Origin of the sequence: Sphingobium sp. DC-2, assembly GCF_000722555.1 — a bacterium.
Lineage (GTDB): Bacteria > Pseudomonadota > Alphaproteobacteria > Sphingomonadales > Sphingomonadaceae > Sphingobium > Sphingobium quisquiliarum.
The window spans coordinates 37,258-44,042 of the sequence record NZ_JNAC01000094.1; the positions used below are offsets into that span (position 1 = coordinate 37,258).

The 6,785-nt window shown below is 63.9% G+C and carries 10 protein-coding genes; all 10 read right to left on the minus strand.

Annotated features, from left to right (window positions below; all coding sequences use genetic code 11):
* Positions 1-48 precede the first annotated feature (48 nt).
* Positions 49-717, minus strand: a complete 669-nt coding sequence (locus ET21_RS0118035) for a hypothetical protein (protein ID WP_051768218.1) — start codon at positions 715-717, stop codon at positions 49-51.
* Complete coding sequence (locus ET21_RS0118040; RefSeq protein WP_030540757.1) at positions 710-1,126, minus strand: hypothetical protein; 417 nt, start codon at positions 1,124-1,126, stop codon at positions 710-712. The genes ET21_RS0118035 and ET21_RS0118040 overlap by 8 nt, the downstream gene beginning before the upstream one ends.
* A gap of 64 nt (positions 1,127-1,190) precedes the next feature.
* Positions 1,191-1,610 (minus strand): hypothetical protein, encoded by a 420-nt coding sequence (locus tag ET21_RS0118045; RefSeq protein WP_030540758.1) that lies wholly within the window; start codon positions 1,608-1,610, stop codon positions 1,191-1,193.
* A gap of 11 nt (positions 1,611-1,621) precedes the next feature.
* Complete coding sequence (locus ET21_RS0118050; RefSeq protein ID WP_030540759.1) at positions 1,622-2,101, minus strand: DUF6878 family protein; 480 nt, start codon at positions 2,099-2,101, stop codon at positions 1,622-1,624.
* A gap of 67 nt (positions 2,102-2,168) precedes the next feature.
* Positions 2,169-2,717 carry a hypothetical protein gene (locus ET21_RS0118055; protein WP_030540760.1) on the minus strand — a complete coding sequence of 183 codons (549 nt, stop codon included), beginning with the start codon at positions 2,715-2,717 and terminating at the stop codon, positions 2,169-2,171.
* 201 nt (positions 2,718-2,918) lie between these two features.
* Positions 2,919-3,083, minus strand: a complete 165-nt coding sequence (locus ET21_RS28220; RefSeq protein ID WP_173830039.1) for a hypothetical protein — start codon at positions 3,081-3,083, stop codon at positions 2,919-2,921.
* Positions 3,084-3,475: 392 nt separating this feature from the next.
* Complete coding sequence (locus tag ET21_RS0118065; protein ID WP_030540761.1) at positions 3,476-3,781, minus strand: hypothetical protein; 306 nt, start codon at positions 3,779-3,781, stop codon at positions 3,476-3,478.
* Between the two features lie 97 nt (positions 3,782-3,878).
* Positions 3,879-5,990 carry a ParB/RepB/Spo0J family partition protein gene (locus tag ET21_RS0118070; protein WP_030540762.1) on the minus strand — a complete coding sequence of 704 codons (2,112 nt, stop codon included), beginning with the start codon at positions 5,988-5,990 and terminating at the stop codon, positions 3,879-3,881.
* 126 nt (positions 5,991-6,116) lie between these two features.
* Positions 6,117-6,512 carry a DUF2958 domain-containing protein gene (locus tag ET21_RS0118075; protein ID WP_030540763.1) on the minus strand — a complete coding sequence of 132 codons (396 nt, stop codon included), beginning with the start codon at positions 6,510-6,512 and terminating at the stop codon, positions 6,117-6,119.
* The coding region (locus tag ET21_RS0118080; RefSeq protein WP_081856771.1) for a zincin-like metallopeptidase domain-containing protein at positions 6,509-6,785 on the minus strand (277 nt) is incomplete at its 5' end. The genes ET21_RS0118075 and ET21_RS0118080, both read right to left, overlap by 4 nt.

The window sequence follows — 6,785 nt, forward strand, 5'->3', positions numbered from 1 at the left end:
AGCGGGAACGGGAAAGCCCGGAGGGCGCTCTCTCTCGACCACCCGGACTCAACCCGTCCCGGCACCTCTCTGCCTCTTGAGATGATGACAGTGGAAAAGCGAGGTGTAGTCATTGGCGATGATGGTCTCATCAACTGCTTCGTCTGAGGACAGATAGTCGTATTCGCGCTCAAGCTGGCGATAGAGCCAGCGGGCGAGGTCACGCAGCGCCTCAATGACGGTTTCCTCGGCGTCGTCCGTCATGTCCTGCCAGGCCGGGCTATCGCGCTCGACGGAGATCGCCATGCAATACTCATGATAGTAATGACCGCGATGGGTGGCTTCGGCGCGAAGCTGATAGAAGTTTCGGCGCTGGATCGTGTGAAAGGCATCGGCGATGCGGTGCAGTTCGGTGTCCTGCGGGGCATATTCCCTGATACGGCGCGGCGCGGCCTTTCGATAGGAATACCGCGTTTCAAAGCAAGCCCCGTCGCCCTGCGACCAGAATCCCCGAAACCAGATGCGGGGCTCCTGCCGTGTGCTGCCGCCCATGAGCCGGACGGGCCGTGTCTTGAGGTCCAGGCCCAAGATTTCCGCGATGCGCTGGAAATCTTCATAGACGGCATCGTACCATTCGTAGTCGAATCCGCCCTCGCGATACCAGGCGCGAGCCTTGTCCTTGGCCGCATCGGACAGCTCGTCGAGCCTGTAGACCGTGGTTTCGATGATCTCAGGCATGAGGGTCGCCTCCCTCCAGCACGATGGACAGCCAGCCATCGGTATAGATCCAGTCCACAGTCTCGCCGGTGGCGAGATCGAGGACATGGGCGCCGCCGCCGAACCCATCGACGCGGGGTTTGGAACAGGTGTTGGCGTATTGCATGCCCCATAATCCGGTCAGGCCGAACTCGGCCGCGCAGCGTTTGACGAACTGGATGACATGCTCGGGATCGCCCGTGCCGTCATCGCGCATCCAGAGATGCGAGCCCCCATGTTCGGGCTGGATCGAGAGCAGAAATCCGTCCGAAGGCGGATCTTCCGCGGCGTTATCATCCGAGAGCGCATTATAGAGGTCGAGCGCGCGGGCAGCGTTTTCGGGGGTGCCCACTTCAAGCAGGCAGGAGAAATGGGTGAAATAGTCGGCCATGTCAGGCTCCTGAAACGAAAGCGCCCGGCGCGAGGCCGGGCGGAATTGGGAGGAAAGGCGGCGGTCAGCGTGCCGATGGATCGGGAACCGGATGCGGCGAGCCGCCGGTGTTCGGTTCGGTCTCCGCGGTCGCGGCGAAGGGATCGACCAGCTTGTGTATCGGCTGGGCGCGGCCCATCCATGGCTGGGGACGGATCGCGCGCACCCAATCGGCGAAGCTAGGTATGAAGCCGAAATCCTCCAGCACATGCTGTTCGCCGATCAACCGCACGGGCACGACGCGGCCGGTCGAGATGGTGATGGTGGCGCCGAACGTCCGCTCCAGTTCGAATATGCCCTGGGCATGATGGCGGAGCGCCCTATGCCGGAAATCCGCGATGATCTCCTTGGACTCGTCGAACCATTGGTGCAGCGGCAGATAGTCTTCCGCCGCGCCACCCCATTTGCGCGCCGAGGACAGCGCGTGATGATAACAATGTCCCATCATCGCCTCCCTCAGAAACTGTGCATGTAGTTTTCGGAGGCGGTGTAACGCTCGTTGTAGTCGAGCGTGATCTCCCGCTTTGCGACGTCGAATATGACCTCACCATAGGCGCCGTCATTATTCTCCCAGCCGCCATGCGTTCGTTCGAGGACGTCATAGGCGAGATTCTCGACAGCCGTGGCGATGGTGACGGTCGAGCGCTCCGGCTCCGACTGGCCCCAGACGGTTTTGGCGAATGCGATCATGGCCCCCGGCATGGCGATGTTATCGTCGCCGGCCTTGACCTCGACGTCCTCGATCTGGCCGGAATCGCCATATCCGTCGAAGGTGACGATGATGGTGGTAACGCCGGTGAAGACCAGCGCATCGAACAATGTCGCCTTGTTGATGGCGAACAGATCGGCCTCGAGCCGGGATTGAAGGGCGGCCTGCGCTTCCCAGTCGGAGAACGGCGGGCGCGGTTCGGATGCGGTTTTGCTGTTGTCGGCCATATCAGGCTCCTGAAATGAAAAACCCGGCGGATGGCCGGGCGAAGTGGATGGGAAGGTTGGCGTGAGGTCAGGCCGCCTGAGGCAGGCGGAGCAGCTCGGTGGTGGTCTCGCGCCAGAACGGATCGACCAGCCGGGCTTCCAGCGTGGCGGCGCGGTAGCGATACTCGCGAGCCTCGTCGGGATCGGGCGACCGGAAGGCCATGCCGCGCAACCGGCTGGCCTCGGAGACGATCCGGCGCGCCTCGGGGTCCGAGGCAACGGGCTGCTGCCAGAGAATGACACCGGCACGGATTTCACCGGCGAGGACCAGGCGATGCTCGCAATCCTCGATGACCATGATCCGTGGGCGGAAGTGTGGGAAGCTGTCGGGGCCGGTGCAGATATTGCTCTGGGACAGGCGCAGGCAGGCAAAGCGCATGGCCTCTTCGGGTGATTGGCATTCCCCAAGCGGAATGGTGCGGTCGAACCGGTCGGCCTTGTCATTACCGTCATCGCTGGCGATGCCGAGGCACGAGATGCGCAGCGGCAGCCTCCGGGCGCGAAAGAGCGCGGGCATCACCTCGGTTGCGAGAATCTGGCCGATGGGCCGGAAAGTATCGGATCGGAAATGGGTCATCGGGATCACTCCATGACGGGCGCCGGCGAGCCTCTCTCTCCGGCAACCAACCCGTCACGGCCGAACGGCCCGCACTCTTCCTCTCTGGCCGGGGCGCGTCCCCGGTTGCGCTGCCGGCGATAGGCGGTCATCGCAGGACCGGACGCCCGGTCGCGGGATAAGCCGCGATCCGGGCGGAGGGAATGAGGCGCGTGTCGCGCCTCAGGCCCATGGGTCCAGTTCCAGCTTCACCATGTCGTTGTCGCCGTCGAATTCGGCGGCGGGGCAAGCACCGTGGGTTCCGTCCCCGGCCTGGAACACGACGATCTCGACCATCAGCGTGTCGGCGAGGCTGGCGGCGAAGGCGGTGGCATCTGCGTAGGACATCGGGATCGGCTCCTGTCTCTGGAGGCGGGGGACCATCCCCCGCGCGACAGGCGCCCGAAGTGTCTGACTGGATCTGCAATCACTCTCGTGCGTTCGGGCATGTGTCCCGAATCCGCGAGAGCGGCACGCGCGCGTAGGCCGACCCCTTGCGGGTTGACTGCAAAGAGACGGATCAGACCAAGGTTTGCGAATGGAAGCGGGGGTGGTGTTTTGCCTCTGACAGGATGCCGAAGACCCGTCGCAGATGTTTCTCCGCGCCAGCCTTGCCCTCATGCGGCATCAGGATCGTGTTCCAGGCCGGGGATGGAACCCGTTGCCCAGACCGGATCATCGGAATCATGATGAAGCTGGTATCGGGACCATTGAGGCCGGTACCGGGTCCGTGACGACCTTCAATCCCAAAGTCCGTCAGCGATCTCGCGCGCGATCATGGCTTGCGCCTTCATCATCACGTCATCGCCGCAAGTGTCGATGTGATCGTAGAACCGGGCATCATTGCCCTGCGCGGTCCAATCCGCGTAGCGGCAATATTGGCGCATATCGAGACGAAAGGCGCGCATGTCGTCGGCCCAATGGGGCTTTGGCTCCACTACGACGGTAATGCCATCGCGGGTTTCCTCCCACGGCAGCGAGCGTTCCGAAGGAGGGGTGGCGCTGTCCTCGCGAAAGATCTGGTCAATGTCGATATTTGCGGGCATCGGATATCTCCAAAGAAAAAGCCCGGTCACGAGGACCGGGCGAAGTGTGGAAACGGAACGGAGGAGACGGAGCAGCGGAAGCCGCCCCGCCTGAGGATCATTCGGCAGCGACCATCGACTGCGCGTCCTCCTCCTCGGTGGCTTCTTCATCCTCGCCATCGTCGACAAGGAACTCGGGCAGATCGTCCGCGTCCGTATCGACCTTGGCATCACGGTCCACCATGCGCAGCGGCTCCGGCAGCCAGCCGGTTTCGGCCAGCAGGCGCTCGGCTTCTTTCGCCATGTCGCCTTTCTTCAGATGATCGATGAGCTGCGCCGCCCAGTCGCCGGCGCCCTCGCGCACCGCCTCGATGATCCGCGGTTTGGTCACGCGGCCGAGATAGTTCCCGACCGTGGGCCGCCAGCCCACCGCCACCATGTCGAGTCCGGTCGCCCGAGCGAGCCGGTCTGCCTGCGACAGGCGCACGTCGAGACCATGCTGGCTGACGCCCATGCCGCTATAGGGGTTGGGTTTCTCGTGCAGGGCGTTGACGCCGAAGCTAACGCAATGGGCGAGCAACTCCATCCGGGTGTCGTCGTCCTGATCGGCCAGCCAGTCCCAGAGCGCGGCATCGTTGGCCGGGATGTGATCGCCCCAGCGTTCATGCCGATCCTGGATGGACTTTGCCGAGGCGCTTTCGCCCAGATCCTCTGCCTGCGCCGGGAAGTGAACCTCCCGGACCTGGGCCTCGAGGCAGCCCCTGGCGGAATGAGGCAGGAAGCAATCCGTGACCAACCGGTGCAGCAACGCCGTCATCGCCACATGCGGGTTGGTCGCCACGGCATCCCGAAGCGCCAAGGTGCGATGCGCAGTCAACTCGCTGACGAGGCGATCGGGCAGCGGCCGGATGGTCTCGACCTCTTCGTCCTCCTCGGTTTCCGGCGCTGCACCGCCCACGGTGATGACGGCGCGCTGGACACTGCCGGGCTCGCCGCCTTCAACAGATGCACCTTGGGCGCCATCGCCCTCCTGGCCTTCCACCACCTCGTCTTCGGAGCGGACATAACCGCGCTCGACGGCGAGCTGACCGTCGTGACGGATGCTGACGAAAACACCGGCACGGGCCATCTGGTCGGCGGCATAGATCATCGGCCGGGATTCGAGGGCATCCAGCGCTTCCTCGATCTCGCCGAGCCGCGCATCCACCTCGTCGGGCAATTCGTCGGCCTCGGCATATTCCGCCTCCAGCGCGTCGAACTCGTCGCGGAGCTTCTCGCGTTCGGCACGCTCCTCGTCAGTCAAGTCGATGGTGGCGCCGGCCAGACGGCGCATCCCGCTGGTGTGGCCATAGGGGAAGTCCACCGCGATCTCGATCCATTTCCAGCCTTCCTCAGCGATGGTTTCCGCGTCGGCCTTCAGCTTTTCCCCGACAAGCCTGTCGAGCAGCACCGGGTCCTGGAGCCAGCCGCCATCGTCCTGCTGGAAGAGATCGCGCAGCACGCAGCCGCCGGCGTCCTCGTATGCGCCAACCCCGACGAAGAGCGCCCGCTTGTCGGAAGCGCGCACGGTGGTTTCGGTGAGAAGGCGGCGGATATAATAAGGTTCCTTCTGCCAGCCGTCCCGGATCGCTTCCCAAACCTTTTCCTGGCGGGCGTGATCCTCGGAAACGCTGAAGGCCATGAGCTGTTCGAGCGTCATGCCGTCCTCGGCATAGACATCGAGCAGCGAAGGCGAGACCGAAACGAGGCGAAGGCGCTGCTTTACCACCTTGGCGTCGACGAAGAACGCGGCGGCGATTTCCTCCTCGCTCATGCCCTTCTCACGCAGGGTCTGGAAGGCGCGGAACTGATCCAGCGGATGCAGCGGCGCGCGCTCGATGTTCTCGGCCAGCGACACCTCGTCGATCAGGATGTCGTCACTGGCCTCCGAGACGATGCAAGGCACCGGCGCGGTCTTGTTGAGGCGCTTCTGCTTGACCAGATGCTCCAGTGCCCGGTAGCGCCGTCCGCCGGCGGGCACCTCGAAGAGGCCGGTCTCCTTGCCCTCCGCATCCAGCTCTGGCCGGACATGCAGGGACTGGATCAGGCCCCGGCGGGCGATGGACGCGGCCAGTTCCTCGACCGAGACGCCAGCCTTCACGCGCCGGACATTGGACTGGCTGAGCACCAGCTTGTTGAAGGGGATGTCGCGCGAGGACGACAGGGTGATTTTCTGAACGGCAGTGGCCATGTCAGTGACTCCATGACGGACGCCGGGGAGCCTCTCTCTCCGGCAACCAGCCCGTCACGAAGCGAAGCGCCGCCCTCTTCCTCTGAAGAGAGCGACGCCGAACCCGCAGAGCCTGGAACCCGGAATTCAGGGAAACCGGCTTTCCGTATCGGAGGATTTCCGGCTCAAGGATTGAGCCGCGCGGTAAAGCACGCGCTCGGCATCACGGATGCTGCCGGTCTCACGCGCCGCCTCGGCCCAGACCGAGATCGGGAAATCTCCGATGAAAAGCAGATCCCGTTCGATGCCCATGCCAAACGGCAACTGGAGGGATCGCAGTTCCTCGAAGCGCCATGAGCCCAGTTCGGGACAGCCGATATCGGCCAGTCCGAACATGGTGTCGCCATCCTCGTCCAATTCGGTCGCAAGCCAGACACCCGCGCCGAAGGGGTTGAAGAATTTGACGACCGGGATGTGATCGGCGTCCGGTTGGCGGCCATTGGCGAGAAGCTGCGCGCGCTGTTCATCTGTCAGGAGGATCATGCCGCGGCCCTCCGCTCGGTGGCCGCCATATCGGCTTCTGCGGCGTCGCCCTCCGGCAGATGCGAGAGAATCCAGTCGGCCGCCTTGCTCGCCTGCGAGGCGGCGCGCACGATGGCGCGGGAATCCTCGCGCATCACCTCCAGCCACGAACCAACATAGTCGGCATGGCGCACCGTCGGCACGATCCCGAGCGAGGCGCAGCAAAAAGCGCTCGAAATCTCGGCGACATATCCTGACAGTCCAGCCCTAATGTGACTTCCACCGCAAATTTTC

Coding starts and splice junctions, on each gene's coding strand:
- ET21_RS0118035 (WP_051768218.1), bottom strand. CDS start 717: ATGCCTGAGATCATCGAAACCACGGTCTACAGGCTCGACGAGCTGTCC.
- ET21_RS0118040 (WP_030540757.1), bottom strand. CDS start 1,126: ATGGCCGACTATTTCACCCATTTCTCCTGCCTGCTTGAAGTGGGCACC.
- ET21_RS0118045 (WP_030540758.1), bottom strand. CDS start 1,610: ATGGGACATTGTTATCATCACGCGCTGTCCTCGGCGCGCAAATGGGGT.
- ET21_RS0118050 (WP_030540759.1), bottom strand. CDS start 2,101: ATGGCCGACAACAGCAAAACCGCATCCGAACCGCGCCCGCCGTTCTCC.
- ET21_RS0118055 (WP_030540760.1), bottom strand. CDS start 2,717: ATGACCCATTTCCGATCCGATACTTTCCGGCCCATCGGCCAGATTCTC.
- ET21_RS28220 (WP_173830039.1), bottom strand. CDS start 3,083: ATGTCCTACGCAGATGCCACCGCCTTCGCCGCCAGCCTCGCCGACACG.
- ET21_RS0118065 (WP_030540761.1), bottom strand. CDS start 3,781: ATGCCCGCAAATATCGACATTGACCAGATCTTTCGCGAGGACAGCGCC.
- ET21_RS0118070 (WP_030540762.1), bottom strand. CDS start 5,990: ATGGCCACTGCCGTTCAGAAAATCACCCTGTCGTCCTCGCGCGACATC.
- ET21_RS0118075 (WP_030540763.1), bottom strand. CDS start 6,512: ATGATCCTCCTGACAGATGAACAGCGCGCGCAGCTTCTCGCCAATGGC.